A 21314-nucleotide genomic window follows, 5' to 3' on the forward strand; every position below is an offset into this window, starting at 1 on the left:
AGTGAACCACCTTCCAATGAGTATTTATTGTTTAGCTGTCGTTAAGACTAAGTATTCCACCTCTGGCAAACAAATTCCTTCTTAAACTAACCTGCTCCGTTAGTTCAATAAAGAAAAAAGAGCTGCATATGCAACTCATGATCTTCAAGTAAAGCACCCCGTTAGTTTTAGTGAAAATCTTCACAAATTTTCTTAACTAATGGTTTCTGTTCTATTTACTGTTTTATAGGTCTTTCAAAAATCAATTCATAGTATGACCCTACTGCAACTCCTTTAAAAACGTATTAAAGTAAAGGTGTAGGAAGTTCAATAATATTTTTTGGGTGAATTTTATGGAAATCGAGTTGGGAATTTATTACTAATATTTTGTATTATATTTACTACTCTACTACTTGTATTGAGAACACCATGATTAGATACCCTCTCTAATTTTAATTGATCTTTAAAACAGGCAAGCCAATTTCTATTTCCTTTTGACGTTGGATGACAAAAATCTAAAGTACCTTTTTGAATACTGCCTGCAAAAATACCAGCATCAAAATCACGTACAGAAATCATGCCATCTAAGTTGTGATATTCTTTTTCCGTAATTTTACCACTTTCGAATAAGTATTGACGTAGTCCATATATTTCTTTTCTTGAACAGTTAGTTACATCTATTATTTTAGCTATTTCTTCGTCGTTACCGTTTGTGACTTTTAAGGAATTTACTACTTCTCTTATTTCTTCTGCTGAAATTATAGGATAAAATTCATACGGTTTTCCATTTGGATCTACTCGCATGTTTGAATTCGTAGTAGATAAATCCTTTTTGGTTAATTCGTTTAGATAAAATTTAAAATTATGATTTAATTGATTACTTTTCTGTTTTACTTTTTTATCAAAAGAGTTTGTTATGTTATAAGAAGAAATTTTCATTTTGTAGTCCGTCCTTTTCTTTGACTATTTGGATTTTTGACGATACCTTATTTAATATTAACATTAACTTACTTTATTTGAAATTTAACACAAAATCAACCACACTTATTCAACTAACCTGCCCCGTTAGTTCAATAAAGAAAAAAAGAGCTGCATATGCAACTCAATGATCTTCAAATAAAGCACCCCGTTAGCTTAACAGTAAGCCCGAAGTATAAAAAAAGCATTCGAAGTAGCATGGGCAAATACCCCCTTACTATTAGGTGATTTTTCTTGTGGCATCAAAAAGCACCTCCTAAAATTGATACGTTGATCGTACCAAGGAGGTGCTACATTTGGATATGCGTTGTTTGATTGGGGGCTTACTTTATTTCTCTAACTCCAACCAAGCCACACTGGACATGTATCGAGTGCTGACAATAGAATAAACTAAGATGTGGATGTATTCAGCTAAGTTATCCCCGTTTCAGCTTTAATAAATACACTGGTAAATATGCTGCAATTAACATAGGTATAACCAGCTTCACTTGAAAGATCATGATTAAAAGCAAAAAAACTGCCAGCGGCTTCCTGAGTACTGCACTGGTGAGAGATGTGGTGACTATGGCAATGGTTGTTACTGGATCTATCGAGAATAACGACGCAATTCCATAGCCTATGCTTACCCCTGCGAAAATAATAGGAAATATATGTCCTCCTCGCCAACCTGAGGCTAAACAAAATTCAGTTAAAAATAGCTTTAAAATACCTATTGCCAATAATAAATAAGCTGACATACCGGTCCACTTAGTAGCTATTTCGGTTAACTCATGCTCCCCCGAAAATAAAGTAATAGGAAGAATTGTACCGACTAATCCTAGTACTATCCCGCCAATAACAGCCCTAATGACTTTATAATTTTCAAGTGGTTTGAGTATTTTTTGGGCGCTATGACTAAAAAAATTATATAATTTTGCAAGCAATACTCCTAAAAGGATCAGCGGAATTATTGCTAATATTTCATATCTTCCTAATACTGATGTACCAAAATCTGCTATGGAAAATTGTTTGTTATCTATTTTGGATAATAGTATAAATACAGAAAAACCTGCAGCAGTAGTTAATGAATATACAACTATCTTTATTAGCTTAATTTGCTTTGATTCTTTTTTATCTTCAAACAATGTAATAACTCCCAATTGCGGCGCCCTAAAAACAATACCCATTGTTGTCTCAATACTATATTCGATGATGATATCTCCATGTTCATTTAATACAGAATTTTTCTTAACTAATGATTTCAAAACATCTCCTGCCCACGTAGAAAGGCCTCCTACAATCCCGACTAAAGCCGCCTCGGGACCAAGACTGGCTCCAAAAGAAAGTACACAAATTGCAGTTATGGCGCCCTTAAACACTGAACTGTAATCAATTCTTTTTGTTTGCTTGAATTCTGCTAATACTTCATCTGTTAATCGTGGGTAATTACCAATGTACTTTTGAGATAGACCTATCAAAATACCGCCAACTACACTCACGATTAGTGTCCAATATCCAATATCAATTACATTCGGCAAATCAACCCATAAAAAGCGAGTCGTTACAGAAATAATAGCGAGAAAGCTCCATACGAGAAGCCCAATAAATCCTCCTGTAACGATGCTATATAGAATAAAAGTACCTGCTCCTATAAACTTCATTCTCTTATTGCCCCACTTTCCTAAAAAGCACAGATCCTGATGCATTAAAAATTTCTGACGTTGCCACTGACCTGCTACGTTACAGTTTAATTATCTCTTATCAATACTGGTGTTAGACATCTCAGCAGAAAAATAGTTTCCACATGAATGAAATGCGTGAGCTAAATCTCAGTAAGCCCGAAATATAAAAAAGCGCAGCGTTATGGTACGCATGACGGCTTACGCTTGTCCTTTTGGTAGATACTCTAATAAATCTACATGCAATAATCTCATTTTTTATTTCTCCTTATTTCAAAAATACGGTTCTATTATTGACTAACAATATTTCTCTACAAACAACCCTTCTTATTCAACTAATCTGCCTCGTTAGTTCAATAAAAAAAGGCTCTACTCCTTTTTGAAGTAAAGCCCCCATTAGTTTAAGTACATCTATTCACAAACTTTGGTATCTATGTATTGAAATAGATCAAAACTCTTTTTCATTCATTACAGGAATACTGCTATTAAATAGAAATAGCCATCATTGGCAGCTATGTATTGAGTAAAGTATCCATTGAGATTTGTCTCTATTTCTTGAAGTAAACACAGATATTACAGGAATGATGTCCTCTTTTCTCCTTTTTAATCAATCCCAATACTTTGAATAGGACTGGATTAAATGAATCATGCTCTCCATTGCTGGAGAAACCCACTTATCTTTATGATAGGCAACAAATGTAGAAATCGCATATTGATCATCTTTAATAATTTCCCCGTTAAATAACTTATTCTCTAACTCCTTTTTTACATTGAAATAAGGGAGCATAGAAATACCGAGTCCATTCATAACACATTGCTTAATAGGTTCTATACTGCCAAAATCTACACTTCCTTCAATTTCAATAGGGTGCTCTGTAAGATAATCATCAAATAGACTTTTATAGGTGCAAGTTCTCTCTGTATAAAGAACGGTCTTACTGTTTCCTTTTTGTTTATCTTTTAATGGCGTAATTAACACCATTGATTCTTGTTTAATCTTTTCACTGTGTAAATCTCTTTCTGTCCAATCGTTCTTTTTTAATACCAACGCCAAATCAATATTTCCTTGTTGGAGTTCTAAAGGAACGTTCTGATAATCAATAGAAGTAATAGATAAGTTTACCTCAGGATACCTTTCTTTATATTCCAATAAAATTTGAGGCAATCGGCAACTTGTTAACGCCTCTGAAGCCCCAATAGTTAAATTCCCGGTCGGTTCATTGCAACTATTTGCCTTTTCTTTAACCTCCGTATAGATATCCAAAATTTTTACGGCATAAGGGTAAAACTGCTTGCCGAAATTAGTAAGAATCACTTTTTTTCCTAAGCGATCGAATAAAGGTTGGTTAAATTCCACCTCCAAATCTTTAATATGATTTGTAACAGAGGATTGCGCATATCCAAGTTGATCTGCTGCTTTTTTAAACCCACCTTTGTCTACAATCGTTTTAAAAGTTACAAGATGACGAAGTTCCATATTTATTTTCCTCCTTTTACGTTCATTTTTACTGAACGTTTCATTCATTTATATCTATTTTACTAAACTAACTTCATCATTTACAATATATTTTGTAACCAATAATAAAAGTTGGTTCAATCAAAGTGATTGCAAAATACGGTTATACCCAAATTGTGATATAGACCTTATGTTGTATTCAAAAAATTTTAAAAGGATGGTTATAATATGAACAACATTTCAGCAAAAAAACAAGAGATAATTGATGCATATATGTTTAGACACGCAACGAAGGCATTTGATCCAACAAAAAAGATCTCAGAAGAAGATTTCGATTTCATTTTAGAAACAGGTAGACTATCACCAAGTTCCATAGGATATGAACCATGGAGATTTTTAGTTATTCAAAATATGGAGATTAGGGAAAAATTAAAAGAATTCAGTTTTGGAGGACGAGGTCAGTTTCCCACGGCTAGTCATTTAGTGATTCTTCTTGCTCGTAAAGATGCTAAAGCTGATTCTGATTATGTGCAAAATCTATTGAAGAACGTTAAAAATATTCCTGAACCTATCGTGGCCAATATGACTAATTCTTATAAAAACTTCCAAGAATCTGATCTCAAGTTGTATGAAAGTGAACGAGCTCTATTTGACTGGGCTAGTAAACAAACATATATTGCACTTGGAAATATGTTAACTGCCGCAGCTTTAATCGGGATTGATTCTTGTCCAATGGAAGGTTTCAACATGGAGAAAGTAACAGAAATTCTTGAGAATGAAGGATTATTAGATAGCGAAAAATTTGGTGTATCGGTTATGGCAGCTTTCGGATACCGATCTCAAGAACCAGAGTTTGAGAAATCAAGACAAAGTCGAGAAAAAGTTGTTCAATGGATTGACTAATTATCCGTATAAAATTTGTAGTACTTTTTTGTAAAGTAATTTATTGTGTTAATTAATTTAATATATTGTAGATAGAATAGTGTAGTGCTATTTTTCCCTAGTAAGTCAAATAAAAAGTCGATTCTTATATTTTGGAATCGACTTTTTATTCTTATTCTGTTAGGAAAGCACTATAACGATCATGTTTTGAAAAAAAATCGTTCATAAACTCCAATTATTTCTACTTTTGGAATAAATATAAATAATTGTTGATCGGTACTTGGAGCCTCAAAACTTAAAGTCCATTTATATCGTTTCCCTTTTGTTCCCCTTGTTCCTCCCATATCTTCATCAACAATCGTTAAAATTACCAAACATACATTTTAACACCATTCTTTACCCTATCTAATCCAAGATTGATAAGTGTGTAGTAGTCCTTGAAGATAAATGCCATCGAACTCAGATATCCAGCTTCAGTGGCCAGACTCTCGAGATCACTTCCTCCTTCTCGGTTGAAAACTGAAAGTACGTTTTCAATTCGAAGGTTCCAGCGCTTGTCGAGTCTAGACGGGCCACTTCAGCATTTACTCGAGATATCCAGCTTCAGTGGCCAGACTCTCGAGGTCACTTCCTCCTTCTCGGTTGAAAACTGAAAGTACGTTTTCAATTCGAAGGTTTCAGCGCTTGTCGAGTCTAGACAGGCCACTTCAGCATTTACTCGAGATATCCAGCTTCAGTGGCCAGACTCTCGAGGTCACTTCCTCCTTCTCGGTTGAAAACTGAAAGTACGTTTTCAATTCGAAGGTTCCAGCGCTTGTCTAGTCTAGACGGGCCACTTCAGCATTTACTTCATCCAGTCAGGTTTGCCGAAGCCTTTGAATTCTTCATCGATGATTTTTTCAAATTCTTCTGATTTAACGATTTCTAAGATGTCTTTCGCTAGTTGTGAATCTTTGTTTTCTTCCTTAACCGCAATAACATTACGGAATTTATCCGGCATGTTTTCTAAGAATAGTGCATCTTGTAATTTAAGTCCTGCTGCAAGCGCGAAGTTTCCTGGGACACCAACAAGGTCAGCACTTTCGATTGCACGAGGCAGACCCGCTGCTTCGATTGGTTGGAACACTAAGTTTTTAGGGTTTTCAACAACGTCTTTTTCAGATGCCTTTAGTTCTTCGATGTTAGGGTCAATTTTGATAAGACCCTGTTCTTGTAACGCTAATAATGTACGTGCAGCATTTGATGGATCGTTAGCAATCGCTACTTTTGCGCCGTCTTTAATATCATCAATTGATTTAAAATCTTTTGCAAAGAAGCCCATTGGCGCTGTTGGTACGTTAATTAGACCAGTTAACTTCATTTTGTTCTGTTCATTAAAGTTTTCAAGATAAATTGAGTGTTGGAAAAGGTTTGCATCAATATCACCAGAATCTAATGCTTTGTTTGGTTGTACGTAGTCACTAAATTCAACCGTTTTTACTTTATAGCCTTTTTTCTCTAATTGCGGGATGATCGCTTTATTTAACATGTCACTATATGGTCCTGCAGTTGCGCCAATTTTAATGTCTTTTGAATCCTTTGGTTTGCTTTCATCTTTGTTACCACATGCAACTAAAGCTGAAGCTAATACGAATAATATCGCTGCTAGTAAAAACTTTTTCATTTTCAATTCTCCCCTTTTATCGTTTATCAATTGCTTTTGAAATGGCATCGCCTGAAAGTTGAATAATTTGGACGATAACAATTAATATGACAACTGTCGCAATCATAATTGTGTTGTCATAGCGGTAATAACCAAAACGAATAGCTAAGTCACCAATTCCGCCACCGCCGACAATACCAGCCATTGCGGAATATGCGACTAAACTAATAATCGTCATTGTCCCCCCTTGGATAATACCCGATTTCGCTTCAGGTAATAGCACATCTCGTATAATCATCCATGGTGTTGCACCGACAGCTATTGATGCTTCTATGACACCTTTATCAACTTCACGCATAGACGTTTCTACAAGTCTCGCAAAGAATGGAATAGCTGCTACAGATAACGAAACACTTGCCGCTACGGGACCAATTGTATCTCCAACCAGTATTTTCGTTAGCGGGAATAACGCTACTAATAGAATGATATAAGGAACGGAACGAACTAGATTGACGATAAACCCTAAAACTCCATTAAAGAAACGATTATGTAAAAATAAACCTTTGCTTGTAACAAACAGTATAATTCCAAGTGGTAAACCGATAATTAGTGAAATGCTAAGTGAAATACCAATCATCAGTAACGTTTCACCAAATGCTTTCCAAATGTCTGGAAGCATACTAATAAAGTGTTCGAAATCAAATAGCATCGTTAATCACCTCCACAAACGCACCGCGTCCTTCCATATAAGAAATAGCTCTCCCTATATTATCCGGTTGACCTTGTAGCTCCATTAAGAAAATGCCAAGCGGTTTTTCTTGAATATATTCAATTGTGCCATGCAAGAAATTACCACGTATTTCAAAGTTTTGAATCATATCTGAAATGACGCCCTCACCAGCTACATCTCCTTTGAATAATACTTTCACAATTTCCCCTGTCACACCTTTAAGAATCGTTGGCGGTATTTCAAATGAAACAACGCTGCTAATAAATTCTTGTGTTAATGGCTCAACCGGATTTGCAAAAACGTCGTAAACCGCTCCTTCTTCAATGACCCTTCCATCTTGCATAATAACCATACGATCACAAATTTCTTTCACAACATCCATTTCATGCGTGATAAGGATGATTGTAATATTCAGCTCGCGATTAATCTTTTTTAATAAGCGTAAAATGGAAATCGTTGTTTTTGGATCAAGTGCTGATGTTGCTTCATCACAAAGTAGTACGGATGGATTGTTTGCAAGCGCACGAGCAATACCGACACGTTGCTTTTGACCACCACTTAACTGCGCTGGGTAAACATCGATTTTCTCAGATAAACCGACCATTTCAAGCAATTCTTTTACACGAGCTTTAATCTGCTTCGGTGGTATAGCCGCTGCTTTTAAAGCAAATTCGATATTTTCGCCAACCGTTTTTTGACTGATTAGGTAAAAGTGCTGGAAGATCATACCGATTTTCAAACGCGCTTTACGAAGTTGTTCGCCTTTTAATTTTGTTAAATCTTGACCATTTACGACTATACTGCCACTTGTTGGTCGCTCCAATAAATTGATACAACGTAGCAGCGAGCTTTTTCCTGCGCCAGAATAGCCAACAATACCGAAGACTTCACCTTTATCGATTGTCAACGATACGTTGTCTACGCCCGTTACCGAACCCTTTTTGGTTTTATATACTTTTGTAATATTCTGAATCTCAAGCATATTGTATCCCCTCAAATCTGTTTGAATTATGCAACTTCTATAGAAATACTTGGAATTCACTGTATTAAAAAATGCTTCTTTCGGTTATCTGAAAGAAGCATCGTAAGTGTAAATTGGCGATTTATCTTCCAGAACGTACTCATTCTGTAGGAATTGGCACCTTCCCTTTTTCAGGGGGTTGCCGGACGTCATAGGGCCTATCCCTCGGTCTCTCTAGATAAAGTTCAATATTCATTTGTAAGTTATGAACTAAATATTACTGTGAAAAAATGTAGATGTCAAATACTTTTTTGAAACTTTGTACTATTCCAAAATATCTTTATATAATTCAGAGCGACGATCCTCATATACCGGGATTCGTTGGCGAATTTCATCCACTATAGAGAAATCGACATCGATAATCGACATTTCTTCATCTTCTCCACCAGTCCATAACACTTCACCCCAAGGTTCAATAACCATCGATTGACCGTTAAAATTTTGTTTTTTATGGCTAATTCGATTTACTGCAATAACAAAACACTGACTTTCAATTGCTCGTGCTTGTAATAACGTTTTCCAATGATCAATACGTGGTGTTGGCCACTGTGCAGAAACGAAAATTACTTTCGCTCCGTTCAATGCATGAAGACGTAACCACTCAGGAAAACGAATATCGTAGCAAATAACACCAGCCGCTGGAATATCACCCAGTTCAAAGTTATTCTGCTTATCGCCAGCTGATAAATACAAATGCTCGTCCATTAGACGGAAAAGATGCGCTTTGTCATATTCGCTGACAAGCTCCCCTTTATTGTTATATACGTACATCGTATTGTAGAATTCCCCATCTTTTTTTGTTGATACCGAGCCACCAACAATATGAATTTGCAATTCTTCTGAAAGCTGTTGCAGGAAATTCTTTGTACGTTCCCCGTTCGGATCTGCCAGGTCTTCTAATTTCTCTAGAGCATAGCTGGAATTCCACATTTCCGGAAGAATTGCGAGTTCCGCCCCCTTATCAGCAGCCTCCCTGATAAACTTTTCAACGTTGATAAAATTTTTTTCGATGTCCCCGAAGGCAACATTTAATTGTATACATGCAATTTTCATAACTCCACCACCTGTAGACATTTTCTTAAAAAGGTTATAATATTTCTCTTATTATTGCGACTATTTTTATACATACGTCTATTTTATCCACAAAGTAGTTGTTGTGTATAGAGTATTTAGAAGAAAGATTTTGTGGATAACAAGTTATTAAAGAAAATAATTCAAGGGGGTTTGTTCGAAAATGGAATTTTCAACGAGATTACAACAGTTGCCGAAGCAGTTTTTCGCAACTTTAGTACAAAAAGTAGGTGCCGCAGTCGCGGAAGGTAGGGATGTCATCAATTTAGGCCAAGGAAATCCAGACCAACCAACACCTACTCATATTATAAAAGCTATGCAGGAAGCTGTTATTAATCCGCAAACTCATAAATACTCTCCATTCCGCGGCTTGCCCGAATTCAAGGAAGCAATTGCAGAATTTTATGCACGAGAATACGGGGTTGAAATCGATGCAAATACGGAAGTAGCCATACTTTTTGGCACAAAAATTGGTGTAGTTGAATTACCTTTAGCTATTATGAATCCTAGTGATTCAATGCTACTCCCAGACCCTGGTTATCCGGACTATTGGTCAGGCGTAGCACTAGCAGATGTCAAGTTCGATACACTTCCATTACTAGCGGAAAACGACTTCCTACCTGATTACACAACTGTGTCAGATGAGGTAAAAGCTCGTGCGAAATTAATGTATTTAAATTATCCAAATAACCCAACTGGTGCTGTTGCTAATTTATCATTTTTCGATAAAACTGTGCAGTTTGCGAAAGATCACGATATTGCAGTAATGCATGACTTTGCATATGGAGCAATTGGATTTGATGGTAAAAAACCAGTGAGCTTTTTACAAGCTAAAGGTGCTAAAGATGTCGGGGTTGAGTTGTATACTTTATCGAAAACGTATAATATGGCCGGTTGGCGGGTCGGCTTTGCAGTTGGTAACACAAAGCTAATTGAAGCATTAAATTTAGTACAAGACCATTTATTTGTCAGCCTTTTCCCTGCTGTACAAGAGGCTGGTATTGCAGCACTTACTAGTTCACAAGAATGTGTAACTGAGTTAGTGGATATGTATGAAAGCCGCCGGAACGCATTAAAAACCGCTTGCGATCGTATTGGCTGGGCTGTGACAGCACCAAAAGGATCATTCTTTGCATGGCTTCCTGTACCAGAAGGTTATACAAGTAAAGTATTTGCTGATTTATTGCTAGAACAGGCTGATGTAGCAGTTGCTGCGGGTAATGGTTTTGGTGAATACGGAGAAGGGTATGTACGTGTTGGCTTGCTTGTTGATGAGGACAGGCTTCATGAAGCAATAACGCGTATTTCCAAACTAAATTTATTTTAATGTATATACATTGAAAATCCAACTCATTCCATAAGTTGGATTACCAATGGCATAAGTTTAAAAATAGCAATAAAACAGCCACATAATCACAATCAAAGAATACTTACTCTTTGACTCTGATTATGCGGCCTCTTATTTTGTTATTAGCTAACATAGGTGCTTATTTCGCTTTCATTCAAGGAAATCTCTGCTTTTTTAGACGATTTATCTGTACAATCCGTCTTAAATAGTAATATTAAATTCTCCAAACTCTAACCATTCAATTACCTTAACTACAGCTTTAATTTATTCTAAATCGCTTCTTATCTTTGTTTCACATGGCCCACAATTTCAGTATAAAAGAAAAAATTACTTCTCTTAATAAAAGTATTCTATATTTGTCTGTGGAAAAGATACACTTTATAGAATTAACAAAAAAATCACCTAATAAAAATGCCCAGCACATAGCGCTGAGCATTTTAATATTATGAAATTACGCCTAGCTCTTTACCTACTTTTTCATAAGTCGCTAAAGCTTCGTCTAGCATTTCTTTTGTATGTGCGGCAATTGGCATGTTACGTACGCGCCCAGTGCCTTTAGGTACAGTTGGGAAGACAATCGATTTAGCGTAGACGCCTTCTTCAAAAAGACGAGCAGAAAAGGCTTGAGTTAGTTTTTCGTCACCGATGATACACGGTGTAATCGGAGTTTCAGATGCACCGATGTTAAATCCAAGTTTTTTCAGACCCGCTTTTAAATAATCGCCATTTTCCCACAGTTGATCGCAAAGTTCTGTTGAATCAATTAACATTTGAACAGCTGCAGTGATTGCAGCAACATCACCTGGTGGTAAAGCTGTTGAGAATAAAAATGGACGAGAACGTACTTTTAACCAATCGATTAAATTCTTCTTACCAGCTACGTAACCACCTACTACACCAATCGCTTTAGATAGTGTACCAATTTGGAAGTCGATTTCTTTTTCTAAACCGAAATGCTTCACAGTACCTTTCCCTTTACCTGTTACACCTGATCCATGAGCATCATCCACATATGTAATTAGATCAAATTCTTTCGCAATTTCTACGATTTCAGGAAGTTTTGCGATGTCTCCATCCATTGAAAACACACCGTCAGTGATGACCATTACTTTATTGTATAAGCCTGATTCAGTTGCTGCTTTTGCTTTAGTACGTAAATCATCCATATCAGAGTGATTAAAAGCAATAATTTTCGCTTTAGATAAGCGACAACCATCGATGATAGATGCATGATTTAATTGATCAGATAGGATTGCATCATTTTTATCCATAACAGCAGAAATAGCTGCCATATTACAGTTGAATCCTGATTGATATGAAATGGCTGCTTCAGTACCTTTAAATTCTGCTAGTTTCTCTTCTAATTTAACGTGAAGATCGAGTGTCCCATTGATCGTGCGGACTGCGCCAGCACCTACGCCATATTTTCCGATTGCTTCTTGAGCAATTTTCTTTAATTTATCATTTGTTGCTAAGCCCAGGTAGTTATTTGAAGATAGGTTGACCAAATTTTTGCCACGCACTTGAATAACTGAACCGTTCGGGCCTTCTACTGGATCTATTTCGTTGTATAAGCCCTGGTCGCGCAGTTGTTGCAAGTTGTCGTCTACGAATGTGTTCAGTACGTTTGACAAGAAAATCATCCTTTCAATTTTGGATAAAAATATTGTAGCATACTTTCACCATTATTTGTACATCTGAAAAGTACCATCACAAACAATAAGATGAAATTCATTGAAATTACTACATACACTGTCCTTACAAGAAGAACAGTTGTACACTCAGAAAAATTAGAATACTTAATTTTCTAGATTATCTTGGCGAAAATAGTGATCTATTAAGTAATATCATCAATCATAACTTCTTCTCCACACATCAGTCGCGTTTTTATAAAAATAGATTTCCATTAAAATTCCCTCGTTATAACTCATCCATCTTATTCTAGAGTACTAAAAAAGTGAGTAGACAATAGTCTACTCACTTTTTACTTATTTCGTTAACTCTGAAAATGTTACTTGTTCTTCACCGATACATTTCAACAATAATTTACGGCTATACGCAAGCGAAAATTGAACAATTGGGCCAAGACCAAATGCCATAAGAACAGTACCAAGACCAACAGGACCACCAAGTAACCACCCTGCTACAGCAACAGCTATTTCCATAATTGTACGGGCTTTAATAATACTTAATCCCAACTTGTCTACAGCTAAAAGCATCAAACTATCACGAGGACCAGCTCCAAGATTGGCTGAAATGTACATTCCGCCACCTAAACCTATTAAAATTATACCGATAATGAAGCTAAAAAATTGTAGGGCTAAATGATCAACATCAGGTAATAACCAATTGAAGAAATCGATGAATATACCGATACTTAGCATATTGATAAAAGTTCCTATCTTCGGAAATTGACGAGTGCCAATTGCTGTAATACCAATAATAATAAGCCCAGTAATGATTGACCAACTACCAATGGAAAAACCGAAGTTTTTGAATAGACCTATATGCAGTACATCCCATGAACCCACCCCGAAGGTTTGTCCTTTAATTGTTAACGAAACACCGAGTGCAATGACGATAAGTCCCATCATAAAAAATCCCCAGCGCCAACTATTTATTTTATTCACAAGAATCCTTCTTTCTACAGAAAAATGAAAAGCCCTCTACGCAAGAAGCATAAAGTGGCTTTTCAATGATAACTAAACTATTATAACAAAATTCGTTCCTATTTAAAATAAAACTATCCTAGATTTATATAATAGCTACAAATTTCGCATTTATGATTTTCGCTAAATCAGTCGGTTGGATACATATTTGCATGCCTATTTTCCCTGCACTAACAAAGATATGGTCAAACGTTTTTGCTGATTCATCTATGAAGGTTGGAAATAACTTTTTCATACCAATAGGCGAACAGCCGCCTCTAATATAACCTGTAGTTGGCAATAAATCTTTGACAGGTAGCATCTCTATCTTCTTTTCCCCAACTGCCTTTGCAGCAGCCTTTAGATTAAGCTCTGCTGCTACTGGAATGACGAAAACGTAATACTTTTCTTTGCCAGCTGTAGACATGAGCGTTTTATACACACTCTCAACAGGTTGACCAATTTTACCTGCAACTGAAATACCGTCGACTTGACCGTCTGTGATTTCATATTCTGTCAGAGAGTATGGGATTTTTTTTTGGTCCAATAAGCGTACTGCATTTGTTTTTTGTACTTTTGCATTTTTAGCCAAAACATTCACTTCTCCTAAGCAACACGATAAAAACTAGGCTGCGTCACTCTAAATCCTGATTTCGCCATCTGTACATGATATGAATAGCAGGAAATTGCTTGATCAAATAGACGCTGTTTAAGCTTTTGCTCTAATGTTTGTGTTGCGTTTGTTACTTGCCCAAATTGATTAGTAGAATCTTCTGTTGTAACTTGTAGTTTTACTTTGGTGATTTGATCACGAGTTTGCTGGATTATCTCATTTTCGCCTTCAGTAACACATACATCTTGTCTCTTTGGTTCTAATGCTGAATGGTGAACTCTCTCTAATACTTCAAATGTTTTCTCGAGTAGAGCACCAATAGAAGAACTCTTTTCCTCGTAAACCTGACTAACTGCAGCTGAGGTCTCAACTAATGGCGATGTCTGTTCCATGTTATCTTTTGCTTTAGCACGGAATTCCTGGTCCTTTTGTTGAAGCTCACGAATAGCAGCTTGGACTTGCGGCTGATGTTGTTTCTCCTTTTTACCCGTTAGCAAGTCCATTAGCTCTTCCAAAGCTGGATTCGAGTTTGGTTGAAAATACTGAGCTGTTTTACGATAAGCATCACCTGCATTCTTTTGCCTAAGAGCTCGTTTACGATTTTCAATGTCTGTATACTGATTGTTTAATTGAGCAGCTAATTTCATGCAAATCACCTCTTTTCAAATACCATTATAGTTAAAATCTATTTTAACACCGTTATCTGAAAATTCAAAAGGTCGTTGTTCTCAAATATTTACAATATTATAGTAGTAAAAAATACCCATTTATTCATCTTTTGTTCCTAGTAGCTTCTTCAGTGCCTCTGCCATTGCATTGTTTTGTGGTTGATCATCTTGTTTTTTCATGTACTTTTGAACTTCTTTTTTAGAAACTTTTGTATTGCCAGTTTCCTTCTTACGTTTCTCAAATACAGATAATTTTTCACGATGGCCACATGAGCAAACGAAAATGCGTCCTTCTCCTTCACCACGAAGTTCCAATTTCTTATGACAAACTGGACAACGTGCATTCGTCACCATTGATACTTTTTTCTTGTGACCACAAGCTCGGTCTTGGCAGACAAGCATTTTACCACGTTTGCCATTTACCTCAAGCAATAATTTCCCACAATCCGGACATCTTTTCCCTGTAACATTATCATGCTTGAATTTTTGATCGCTCTTCTTAATATCACTAACAGCTTTTTTAGAGAAATTAACCATATTGTTAATGAAATCCGATTTTTTTGCTGAACCTTTTGCAATTTTCGTTAATTGTTGTTCCCACTCTGCAGTTAAAGCAGGTGATTTTAAATCCGACGGTACTAATTCTAATAGCTGACGACCTTTAGAAGTAGCATGTAGGTCCTTACCTTTTTTCTCAATTAAAAATGAATTAAATAGCTTCTCAATAATATCTGCACGTGTTGCTACAGTGCCAATACCACCTGTTTCACTTAACGTTTTAATTAAGTCCTTCGATTCACCACTCATAAATTGTGCTGGATTTTCCATCGCAGCTAGTAATGTTCCTTCGTTGAAATAGGCTGGTGGCTTTGTATCACCTTGTGTCATTGCAATGGCGCGGATAGCGATTTTATCACCTCTATTGTAGCTTGGTAGTGAACGCTCATCTGTGTCGTCATCATCATCTTGTTGATATACACGTTTCCAGCCCTCATCACGAATTGTACGGCCTTTTACTTTAAATACTTCATTACCCACAGCTAACGTAACCGTTGTTTGATCATATTGGAACGGGCCAAAGAAAACAGCTAAAAAACGTTTGACAATTAAATCGTATAAGCGACGTTCTTTATCAGACAAATCTTGTAAAATAGCCACTTCTTCAGTTGGAATAATGGCATGGTGGTCAGATACTTTTGCATTATCAATAACACCCTTTTGTGGTTGTACTGAATTATTACGAATTAAAAGGTTCGCTGCAGCTCGATTATCCCCAACAGCTGATGCTTTAATACGTTCCTTTAACGTGCTCTTCATATCATCCGTTAAATGCTTTGAATCTGTACGCGGATAAGTAACTACTTTATGACGCTCATAAAGATTTTGAAGCGTTGAAAGTGTTTCTTTTGCAGACCAGCTCCAGCGCTTATGTGCCTCTTTTTGTAGCTCAGTCAAATCAAATAATGCTGGGGCAGATTGACGTTTTGGGGACGTTTGAATATCTTGAATAACCCCTTCAGTTTCAGCGTCTAATATTTTTAATAACTGTTCAATTTTTTCCTTTTGGAAAGACTGAGATTGATTATTTTGACGGTCAAACCAAGTGAATTTTGTTTCGTTTGAATGTGCTTGTAAGCCATAATACGTTTTTGGTTTAAAGTTTTTTATTTGTTGTTCACGTTCTGCAATCATTGAAAGAGTAGGTGTTTGTACACGGCCAGTTGATAATTGCGCATTATATTTAACTGTCAAAGCACGTGTGGCATTAATGCCAACAACCCAATCAGCTTCTGCACGTGCTACAGCTGCCTCATATAAATGTTCATAAGAACGGCCATCTTTTAAGTTTTTGAAGCCATCTTTAATAGCTTTATCCGTCACCGATGAAATCCATAAACGTTTAACTGGTTTACGGCATTTCGCTTTTTCTAATATCCAACGAGCTACTAGCTCCCCTTCACGTCCTGCATCTGTTGCTATAATAATCTGATTGACGTCTTGACGCATTAATTGTGCTTTTACTGCATTGTATTGTTTTGTCGTTTGACGAATAGGTACTAGTTTGAAAGGATTCGGTAATATCGGTAAATCTTCCATCTTCCACTCTTTAAACTTCTGATCGTACTGTTCTGGATCAGCATGAGTAACTAAATGGCCAAGTGCCCAAGTAACAATATATTGAGGCCCCTCTAGAAAGCCATTACCTTTTTTTGTACACCCTAAAACACGTGCTATATCGCGTGCTACAGATGGTTTTTCTGCTAAAACTAAGCTTTTTCCCATATAAATTCTTATCTCCTTATTTTAACGTTTGTAAATGTTCATGTAATACATGATTAATAATTTCGGGCGTAAATTTATCAGGCAGCATGATACAATGATAGGACATCCCTTCAAGGAGGGCATATAATCGAATGACTTCTACATCAATATCCAAATCTTTTCTTGCCTCTTTTAAGAATATTAGTAATTCAACTATCGTTCTCAATAATTGATAGGAGTTTTCTAAAAGCTCCTGACATTTTGCCCGAATGGCTTCATCTACTAATGCTTTAGATGAAAATGCTAGCCAAACCTCCATTTCTAATTTCCTTTCTAAATCTAACGGTAAAAACTGACGTAAGACTTCTAGTATATCTTCTATTGAAGGACCGTTACCAAATAAACGCATCGCTTCAATTCGTTCATCCAATTTTTTTCGAATTAGTTCCATCGAATAAATAAGTAGATCACTTTGTGTTGAAAAATAGTGCCTTAAAGAGCCGACAGAAAGATTTGCTTCTTGTGCAACGTTGCGCACACTCGCATTTCCCAGTCCCTCTCTTCGAATAACTGCCCAAGTTGCTCGAGCAATTCTTTCTCTTTGTACTTCAAATTTATTTATCTTGTCCATAATCCAATCATAACACATACGACCTTTTCAATACACTTGTATTAAATTTTCAACACAGTCGTATTGTTTTTATGCGAAGGAGAATTTAAAAGGCACTATGGTTGGGGAAATTAAATCGTATACTGAAATGATAAAAACAGCACTTGAAACTGCAAAGAATCAAATGATTGAGGAGGCAAAAGAAAAGGATCAGATGCCGTCATAGGTGTTCTGTATACATCTGAGTTTATTAAAAATACAACGAAAAATGTGTATGCATTTGGTACATCATTAAAATTTATACAAACTAAAAAGGAGTGGCAAAAGCCACTCCTTTTAATGTTGGTCGATCGGTTCTTTAGGAAGATCATTACTTAGTTCGCAATATTTCCCGAACACTCGTACTAATTCTTGTAATCGTTCAAGAACATTTTCATCGATAATGTTGTTGTCTTTATCAAAGTGACTAGCATGTGTGTAGACGTAGTTTGGAGTTACGAGTGCACGGAAGTAGTCGAGGATTGGTTTTAGTTGGTTTTCAACAACTAGGTGATGTTGTTGTGTACCTCCATTAGCTACAATTGAAACCGGTTTGTAGCGCAAAGCTTTAGGATGTAGAAAATCAAACGCATTTTTTAATACACCTGGAATTGATCCTTGGAAAATAGGTGTAGCTAAAATATAACCATCTGCTTCCTCGAATTTTTTCACAAGTGTTTTCATATCATCATTATATTGATCAAATGGACGTCCATCGACAAATTGATGTTCGAAGTCCGCTAGATGTAATAACTCTAGCTCTAGGCTACCATCAAATTCTTTAATATATGTCTCTATTTGTTTTAAAATTGCACCTGTTTTTCTGCCGATAATTGTTCCGTCTACAAGTAAAATCTTCATAGATGTTACCTCCAATTCAAAATTCCTACCGTTATTGTAACAAATGCAGATTCGTTATATAAGGTGACAAGCACCATTTCGACACAATTTCAGTCTTTAGACGGAACAGAAAACTACATTTTTCCCCAAACATAGTAAACCACAATACTTTAGCAAGATGGTTTACTATGAAAATTATTTTTAGACAAAAATATAAACTCTCATCAACTGTTTTTATATTTTATGGTCTATCATTTAACGGTTTATCTATTTTTTCCTCTTCTAGTATTTCCTTTTCGATGAAAATATCTTGACGTTTCTCCCAATTAAAGATAAGTTCTTCGTCGATTATTTCTTCATGATCATCAACTAATATATCTGTTTTTCCAATCATTGAAATTTCTGCAGATTCAAATACCCTTACCTTTTGATTTGTATTTTTTATAGCTACATTATACATAGCTTTTGCTAATGTATTGGCAGAAATAGCACGGTATTTATTAAGAGGACCAATGAATATAGGATTCAAGATATTCATCAAAGCTCCACTAATTTTCTCTGCTGGACGTACTTCCTCACGATTCCCCAACAATAACGATGGTCTAAAAACCGATAATTGAGGTAATTCCAGTGCAATTAAATTATGTTCCATTTTTCCTTTTACTTGATTGTAATAGAATTTAGAAGTTTCATTTGCACCCATAGCTGAAATAACAAGTACATGCGGAATACCACATTTTTTTGCTATCGATGCTATATTTACTGGATATTCAAGATCAACTTTTTCAAACATAGCCTTTGAACCCGCCTTTTTACGTGTAGTACCTAGGCAGCAATAAAGTTCATGTGCAAATTTGAAATCTGTTTCTTCCAATTGATCGAACTGACGAATTTTCACAACAAGTTTTGGATGTTTAAAATTCAATGCACGGCGAGCAATTACCGTAATCTCCGCGTACTCTTCACTCTCGCAAAGGACTTGGACAAGCTCCTGTCCTGTCAAACCAGTTGCTCCAACAACAATTGCTGAACGCATCAACATAACTGTTCACGTCCTTTCCTAATCTATATACCGTCCAAAAATACGTATAGTTTAGCCTGTGTATCTAATATTCTAGTGATTTTACAGACATAATCATTAATTTCCCACCATAAAGTAGATAGATAAGTTGAAAGGATGGGATTTAAATGACTAATAACCAAACAGAAAATCATTCTAAAAAAACGATTGCATTTGCAGTTGAAGTTTCATCACATAATGACCTATACCCCGTTGAAAGAATCGCGACACTTGTTAAGATGTTCAGTGATGAAAAAATTCTCATTTTCATTAAGCAACCTTCTGAGTTAGCGTTGAAAAAGCTAGCAGCGACAGGAATAGAGCCTATTTCTTACCGCGATCAAAAACAGTTGCTTCAATATATATCTAAATTAAAGCCTGATTTACTTGTACGTGATGGCATAAATACAGAACTCGAAGATACGGAGAAAATAAAAGAAATTGTCCCTACTCTCGTTCATTTTGATGATTTTGGTGAAGGTGGTAAAGCAGCCGATTGCGTGTTGCATACACTTTATAGAGAAATCCGTGAAAAAGTAGATCCTCATTACTTAACTGGTCCATCTTCATTTGTTGTACCTGAAAAAATCGCAGCCATTACTTCTACTGAAGATGAAGGAGAAAGACCTCATATTGTCGTTGTATATGAAGGTAGTGATCCGGAAAATTTAACATATCGGACTATGCGCCACTTAATGCAGCTACAAATTCCTGTACGTATCTCTGTATTAGTAGATCCTTCGTACGCAAATGATATAGATGAATTGAAGATGATGGCTTTAAGTCGCAGGAATATTACTGTTATACAAGCTGCTGATATGCTGGAAACCCTACTTTCTCAAGCACAAATTGTCATTTGTTCAGCAAGTTATACCCCTTATAAAGTTGCAGTTGTAGGTATCCCTTGTATCGTCATCTCTCAAAACGAAACAGAAATTATGCATGCATTCCCTCGTGATCAAAATGGTTTTATTCAACTTGGAAGTGGTCGCAAATTAAAACAATCTCACTTGCAAAATGCTGTTATGGAACTTCTTTTGCATGAAGCACGTCGCGACCGCGCCATTAGAAACCAAAAAAAGCTCGATCTACAAAGTAACAACCATTATATCTATTCCATGCTCATTAATTTTGCGCACAGAACACCAAAAGCACAGGCTTTTTTAGTACAAGATCACACCAAGAAAACGCCACGTATGATACAATAATAAAAAAGCTGTGTTGAAATTTGGCTCAGTTCCAGAATTCGACATGGTAATAGTCGAAATCTATTTAAAGGAGTATTTTCATGCCTACTAAAGCCGAAATAGAATACCAAATATTAGAACTAAAAAGCGACTACATCCGTCATCAAGGTGACATCGAAAAACTCGATTCAATCGGGAACGGATCAGCTGTCGAGCAGGCCGAACAACGCCTAAAAGACATGGAACAACAACTAGCCGAATTGAACAAACAACTCGCAGCGTTGTCATAACTGCGGGTTTTTTTATTGTAAATGCTAATGGCGCTCGTTCAGTGGAAGATAGCCTAAGTTCGCCACGTCCTGTGGCAACGGCTACCTGACCAACATCCTGTTACCGGACAAGCACTCGAACTTTCAAAACGAAATATCTTTTAATTTTCGACCGAGAAATTGGAAGTGACCTTAAGAGGCTGGCCAAGTTCGCGACGTCCTGTCGCAACTTTTGCATGATCAAAATTCTATTGACCCAAAATCAAACTACTAACTATAACAAGAAATACGACTCGCCACGTTTACAATTATATGTTGGAAAACGAATATTTACTTACAAAGCGCAGCTGTCG

At 36.2% G+C, this 21314-nt stretch carries 20 protein-coding genes and 1 riboswitch; of the genes, 4 read left to right on the forward strand and 16 right to left on the reverse strand.

The features are described from left to right. Nucleotides 1-330 precede the first annotated feature (330 nt). The 3 genes from ACQKM9_RS07000 to ACQKM9_RS07010 all read right to left on the reverse strand — a co-directional run bounded on the left by ACQKM9_RS07000 (nucleotide 331) and on the right by ACQKM9_RS07010 (nucleotide 4092). Nucleotides 331-918: a hypothetical protein gene (locus ACQKM9_RS07000; RefSeq protein WP_427733668.1), complete on the reverse strand. Its 588-nt coding sequence runs from the start codon at nucleotides 916-918 to the stop codon at nucleotides 331-333. A 455-nt stretch (nucleotides 919-1373) separates the two neighbouring features. After that, a complete protein-coding gene (locus tag ACQKM9_RS07005) occupies nucleotides 1374-2597 on the reverse strand; it encodes a chloride channel protein (RefSeq protein WP_427733900.1) in 1224 nt (407 codons plus the stop codon). Nucleotides 2598-3222: 625 nt separating this feature from the next. After that, nucleotides 3223-4092, reverse strand: coding sequence for a LysR family transcriptional regulator (locus tag ACQKM9_RS07010; RefSeq protein ID WP_427733669.1), 870 nt, complete (start codon nucleotides 4090-4092; stop codon nucleotides 3223-3225). Between the two features lie 207 nt (nucleotides 4093-4299). Between ACQKM9_RS07010 and ACQKM9_RS07015 the strand changes: the two genes are divergently transcribed. Continuing rightward, a complete protein-coding gene (locus ACQKM9_RS07015; protein WP_427733670.1) occupies nucleotides 4300-4974 on the forward strand; it encodes an NAD(P)H-dependent oxidoreductase in 675 nt (224 codons plus the stop codon). A 179-nt stretch (nucleotides 4975-5153) separates the two neighbouring features. On the opposite strand, the gene ACQKM9_RS07020 is transcribed toward ACQKM9_RS07015, so the two are convergent. The 5 genes from ACQKM9_RS07020 to ACQKM9_RS07040 form a co-directional block, all read right to left on the reverse strand. Continuing rightward, nucleotides 5154-5327, reverse strand: coding sequence for a hypothetical protein (locus tag ACQKM9_RS07020; protein ID WP_427733671.1), 174 nt, complete (start codon nucleotides 5325-5327; stop codon nucleotides 5154-5156). A 470-nt stretch (nucleotides 5328-5797) separates the two neighbouring features. After that, on the reverse strand, nucleotides 5798-6616 hold the full coding sequence (locus ACQKM9_RS07025) for a MetQ/NlpA family ABC transporter substrate-binding protein (protein ID WP_427733672.1): 819 nt from the start codon (nucleotides 6614-6616) through the stop codon (nucleotides 5798-5800). A 16-nt stretch (nucleotides 6617-6632) separates the two neighbouring features. Further along, nucleotides 6633-7304, reverse strand: coding sequence for a methionine ABC transporter permease (locus ACQKM9_RS07030; protein ID WP_427733673.1), 672 nt, complete (start codon nucleotides 7302-7304; stop codon nucleotides 6633-6635). Beyond that, entirely contained in the window at nucleotides 7294-8307 is a 1014-nt protein-coding gene (locus ACQKM9_RS07035) for a methionine ABC transporter ATP-binding protein (RefSeq protein ID WP_427733674.1), read from the reverse strand. Before ACQKM9_RS07035 ends, ACQKM9_RS07030 begins: the two co-directional genes overlap by 11 nt. Nucleotides 8308-8425: 118 nt before the next feature. Then, a riboswitch (SAM riboswitch) is annotated at nucleotides 8426-8531 on the reverse strand. A gap of 79 nt (nucleotides 8532-8610) precedes the next feature. Next, nucleotides 8611-9399 (reverse strand): carbon-nitrogen family hydrolase, encoded by a 789-nt coding sequence (locus ACQKM9_RS07040; protein ID WP_427733675.1) that lies wholly within the window; start codon nucleotides 9397-9399, stop codon nucleotides 8611-8613. Nucleotides 9400-9580: 181 nt separating this feature from the next. On the opposite strand from ACQKM9_RS07040, the gene ACQKM9_RS07045 reads away from it, so the two are divergent. Beyond that, complete coding sequence (locus tag ACQKM9_RS07045; RefSeq protein WP_427733676.1) at nucleotides 9581-10744, forward strand: pyridoxal phosphate-dependent aminotransferase; 1164 nt, start codon at nucleotides 9581-9583, stop codon at nucleotides 10742-10744. 464 nt (nucleotides 10745-11208) lie between these two features. On the opposite strand, the gene ACQKM9_RS07050 is transcribed toward ACQKM9_RS07045, so the two are convergent. The 8 genes from ACQKM9_RS07050 to ACQKM9_RS07085 all read right to left on the reverse strand — a co-directional run bounded on the left by ACQKM9_RS07050 (nucleotide 11209) and on the right by ACQKM9_RS07085 (nucleotide 19487). Continuing rightward, the gene (locus tag ACQKM9_RS07050) at nucleotides 11209-12408 is read right to left on the reverse strand and encodes a glycine C-acetyltransferase (protein ID WP_427733677.1); all 1200 of its coding nucleotides are present in this window, start codon (nucleotides 12406-12408) and stop codon (nucleotides 11209-11211) included. 345 nt (nucleotides 12409-12753) lie between these two features. Beyond that, nucleotides 12754-13395, reverse strand: a complete 642-nt coding sequence (locus ACQKM9_RS07055; protein ID WP_427733678.1) for a YczE/YyaS/YitT family protein — start codon at nucleotides 13393-13395, stop codon at nucleotides 12754-12756. 124 nt (nucleotides 13396-13519) lie between these two features. Continuing rightward, nucleotides 13520-14005, reverse strand: coding sequence for a Cys-tRNA(Pro) deacylase (ybaK, locus tag ACQKM9_RS07060; protein ID WP_427733679.1), 486 nt, complete (start codon nucleotides 14003-14005; stop codon nucleotides 13520-13522). A gap of 14 nt (nucleotides 14006-14019) precedes the next feature. Then, nucleotides 14020-14673, reverse strand: coding sequence for a hypothetical protein (locus ACQKM9_RS07065; protein WP_427733680.1), 654 nt, complete (start codon nucleotides 14671-14673; stop codon nucleotides 14020-14022). A gap of 120 nt (nucleotides 14674-14793) precedes the next feature. Next, the gene (locus ACQKM9_RS07070) at nucleotides 14794-16977 is read right to left on the reverse strand and encodes a DNA topoisomerase III (RefSeq protein ID WP_427733681.1); all 2184 of its coding nucleotides are present in this window, start codon (nucleotides 16975-16977) and stop codon (nucleotides 14794-14796) included. A 16-nt stretch (nucleotides 16978-16993) separates the two neighbouring features. Beyond that, nucleotides 16994-17587, reverse strand: a complete 594-nt coding sequence (locus ACQKM9_RS07075; protein WP_427733682.1) for a TetR/AcrR family transcriptional regulator — start codon at nucleotides 17585-17587, stop codon at nucleotides 16994-16996. 315 nt (nucleotides 17588-17902) lie between these two features. Then, nucleotides 17903-18466, reverse strand: coding sequence for an NADPH-dependent FMN reductase (locus ACQKM9_RS07080; RefSeq protein WP_427733683.1), 564 nt, complete (start codon nucleotides 18464-18466; stop codon nucleotides 17903-17905). A 220-nt stretch (nucleotides 18467-18686) separates the two neighbouring features. Then, on the reverse strand, nucleotides 18687-19487 hold the full coding sequence (locus ACQKM9_RS07085) for an oxidoreductase (protein ID WP_427733684.1): 801 nt from the start codon (nucleotides 19485-19487) through the stop codon (nucleotides 18687-18689). A 146-nt stretch (nucleotides 19488-19633) separates the two neighbouring features. Here ACQKM9_RS07085 and ACQKM9_RS07090 point away from each other — a divergent pair, with 146 nt between their 5' ends. Beyond that, nucleotides 19634-20713: a PseG/SpsG family protein gene (locus tag ACQKM9_RS07090; RefSeq protein ID WP_427733685.1), complete on the forward strand. Its 1080-nt coding sequence runs from the start codon at nucleotides 19634-19636 to the stop codon at nucleotides 20711-20713. Nucleotides 20714-20793: 80 nt separating this feature from the next. Then, nucleotides 20794-20982 carry an SE1832 family protein gene (locus tag ACQKM9_RS07095; RefSeq protein WP_038180262.1) on the forward strand — a complete coding sequence of 63 codons (189 nt, stop codon included), beginning with the start codon at nucleotides 20794-20796 and terminating at the stop codon, nucleotides 20980-20982. Nucleotides 20983-21314 lie beyond the last annotated feature (332 nt).

The organism is Viridibacillus sp. NPDC093762, from assembly GCF_050279675.1.
GTDB lineage: Bacteria > Bacillota > Bacilli > Bacillales_A > Planococcaceae > Viridibacillus.

Bases quoted from the DNA above. Each gene is read 5' to 3' on its own strand.
- ACQKM9_RS07075 (WP_427733682.1), bottom strand. From the start codon at position 17,587: ATGGACAAGATAAATAAATTTGAAGTACAAAGAGAAAGAATTGCTCGA.
- ACQKM9_RS07040 (WP_427733675.1), bottom strand. From the start codon at position 9,399: ATGAAAATTGCATGTATACAATTAAATGTTGCCTTCGGGGACATCGAA.
- ACQKM9_RS07010 (WP_427733669.1), bottom strand. From the start codon at position 4,092: ATGGAACTTCGTCATCTTGTAACTTTTAAAACGATTGTAGACAAAGGT.
- ACQKM9_RS07030 (WP_427733673.1), bottom strand. From the start codon at position 7,304: ATGCTATTTGATTTCGAACACTTTATTAGTATGCTTCCAGACATTTGG.
- ACQKM9_RS07005 (WP_427733900.1), bottom strand. From the start codon at position 2,597: ATGAAGTTTATAGGAGCAGGTACTTTTATTCTATATAGCATCGTTACA.
- ACQKM9_RS07095 (WP_038180262.1), top strand. From the start codon at position 20,794: ATGCCTACTAAAGCCGAAATAGAATACCAAATATTAGAACTAAAAAGC.
- ACQKM9_RS07090 (WP_427733685.1), top strand. From the start codon at position 19,634: ATGACTAATAACCAAACAGAAAATCATTCTAAAAAAACGATTGCATTT.
- ACQKM9_RS07065 (WP_427733680.1), bottom strand. From the start codon at position 14,673: ATGAAATTAGCTGCTCAATTAAACAATCAGTATACAGACATTGAAAAT.
- ACQKM9_RS07070 (WP_427733681.1), bottom strand. From the start codon at position 16,977: ATGGGAAAAAGCTTAGTTTTAGCAGAAAAACCATCTGTAGCACGCGAT.
- ACQKM9_RS07025 (WP_427733672.1), bottom strand. From the start codon at position 6,616: ATGAAAAAGTTTTTACTAGCAGCGATATTATTCGTATTAGCTTCAGCT.
- ACQKM9_RS07085 (WP_427733684.1), bottom strand. From the start codon at position 19,487: ATGTTGATGCGTTCAGCAATTGTTGTTGGAGCAACTGGTTTGACAGGA.
- ACQKM9_RS07080 (WP_427733683.1), bottom strand. From the start codon at position 18,466: ATGAAGATTTTACTTGTAGACGGAACAATTATCGGCAGAAAAACAGGT.
- ACQKM9_RS07050 (WP_427733677.1), bottom strand. From the start codon at position 12,408: ATGATTTTCTTGTCAAACGTACTGAACACATTCGTAGACGACAACTTG.
- ACQKM9_RS07000 (WP_427733668.1), bottom strand. From the start codon at position 918: ATGAAAATTTCTTCTTATAACATAACAAACTCTTTTGATAAAAAAGTA.
- ACQKM9_RS07015 (WP_427733670.1), top strand. From the start codon at position 4,300: ATGAACAACATTTCAGCAAAAAAACAAGAGATAATTGATGCATATATG.
- ACQKM9_RS07035 (WP_427733674.1), bottom strand. From the start codon at position 8,307: ATGCTTGAGATTCAGAATATTACAAAAGTATATAAAACCAAAAAGGGT.
- ACQKM9_RS07045 (WP_427733676.1), top strand. From the start codon at position 9,581: ATGGAATTTTCAACGAGATTACAACAGTTGCCGAAGCAGTTTTTCGCA.